At 70.3% G+C, this 1,952-nt stretch carries 2 protein-coding genes; both read right to left on the reverse strand.

The window, feature by feature from the left end:
• Positions 1-404: ABC transporter ATP-binding protein (locus ACEN88_RS30365; protein WP_413345703.1), on the reverse strand; the 404-nt coding region annotated here is incomplete at its 3' end.
• A gap of 40 nt (positions 405-444) precedes the next feature.
• Positions 445-1,728, reverse strand: coding sequence for an efflux RND transporter periplasmic adaptor subunit (locus ACEN88_RS30370; RefSeq protein ID WP_413345705.1), 1,284 nt, complete (start codon positions 1,726-1,728; stop codon positions 445-447).
• Positions 1,729-1,952 lie beyond the last annotated feature (224 nt).

Raw genomic sequence — 1,952 nt, forward strand, 5'->3', positions numbered from 1 at the left:
GCGCGGTGCGCCACGCCCAGGCGTTCGAGCATGTCGCCCACGCGCCGCCGGCGTTCGGCCGCGGGCGTGCCCGTGTATTCGAGCGCGAGTTCGACGTTCTCGAATACGGTCAATTCCTCGATCAGGTTGAAGCTCTGGAAAATGAACCCGATCTTCCCGCGCCGCAGCGCATTCAGCTTCGCCTCGCTCCAGCCGGCCACGTTGCGGCCCTCGAACCAGTATTCTCCGGACGTCGGCACGTCGAGCAGCCCGAGGACGGACAGCAGCGTGGACTTGCCGCAGCCGGACGGCCCCGTGATGGCCACGTATTCGCCGGCGGCGATCTCGAGGTCGATGCGGTCGAGGGCCGTGGTGCGGACTTCGCCCGCCGTGTGGATCTTGCTGACGCCTGATAGTCGGAGCATGTCGTTCTTTCGTGGTTGATGTGATGTTGGAGGGTGCGCGTCACTTCGTCAATTCCAGCCGCCCGGCCTTGCCGAACGACGTGTAGCCGGACACGATGACGTCCTCGCCGGCGGCCAGTCCGGACAGGACTTCCACCTGCGTGTCGTTGCGGCGCCCCAGGCGCACGGTGCGCCGTTCGGCATGGCGGCCGTCCGGCGCCGCCACGAACACCCAGGCGCCGCCGCCGTCGCCGGCGTAAGTGCCCTGGGGCAGCAGCAGGGCCCGGGCCGGCTCGCCCAGCGTCAGCCGCGCATCCAGGCCCTGGCCGGGACTGATCACGGGCGGCTGCGCGCCCGTAAACACCATCTCGACGGTGAAGCGGCCGTCCTTGACCTGCGGGTAGATCGTGGCGACGCGCAGCGGATACCTGGCGCCGTCCTGGACCACGAGGCCCGGGCGTCCGGTCGTGACGCGGCTGAGATAGAATTCGTCGACCTGCGCGACCAGCTTGAAGCGCCGCGGATCGTCGATGCGGCCGATGCGCTGGTCGGGGCGCACCGTCTCGCCGACGAGCAGGCGGAAATCGGTCAGCACGCCGGCGGCCGGCGCGCGCACGGCCAGCGCGTCGACGGTCGCGTTCACGAGCTTCAGGCCCGCCTGCAGGCCCGCGATCACGCCTTCGATCTGCTGCAGCACGCGACCGCGCACCTGTTCCTCGGCGGCGCTGCTGGCCCGTTCGTCGTCCAGCAGGCGGCGCTGCTGCGCGAGCTTGTCGGCGGCATCCTCCAGCGCGGCCGTGGACAGGAAGCCGCGCGCGGCCAGGCTGGCGTTGCGCGCATGCTGCTTGCGCGCCTGCTCCAGCGCGAATTCCAGGTCCGCCAGGCGGCGCTGGTGGTCGGTGCGGCTGGCTTCCTGCGCCACGCGCAGGGTCGCGAGGTTCGAGATCTGCTGCGCGTACTCAGTCTGGCGCGCCAGCAGTTCCAGGTTGCGCTGCGGGTTCGACAGGCGGAACAGCAAATCGCCTTTCGCCACGTGCTGGCCGTCGTGCGCGACCACTTCCTCGACGCGGCCGGATTCGACGGAGTCGAGCACGATGGCGCTGAATGGTTCGGCACTGGCGCGCACGACGATCTCGTCGCGGAAGACGCCCGGCGCGACGCGGGCGATGCGCACGTCGCGCGCTGCCACCTGCAGCCCGTGCGGCAAGGCCTGCCACGCGGCGAGGGCGGCCAGGGAGAGGGCGGCCAGCAGCGCGCCGGCGCGCAGAACGAAACGGCCGCGCCGGACCGGAACGCGCACGTCCATGGCGGCGCCGGTGACGAGGTCGGGAGATGGATGGGTCATGCCGGCATTGTTTGCAAGCCCCGTGCCACGACCGTTTTGCCCCTGCCGAAAGGGGTTTTGTCGCGCGACTGTCCGGATCCGGACAGGTACCCCTGTGCGCTTCCGGACAGGTGACCGCCGGGCAGTACAACGCCCCGATGCGCGCTGCTAGAATGGCCCGATGGTTGAATCCCGCACCCGCCTCCTGATCCTCGACGACGACCGCGATGTCGCCTGCGCCGCGC

The sequence above is a fragment of the Massilia sp. CT11-108 genome (assembly GCF_047302915.1).
Lineage (GTDB): Bacteria > Pseudomonadota > Gammaproteobacteria > Burkholderiales > Burkholderiaceae_D > Telluria > Telluria orientalis.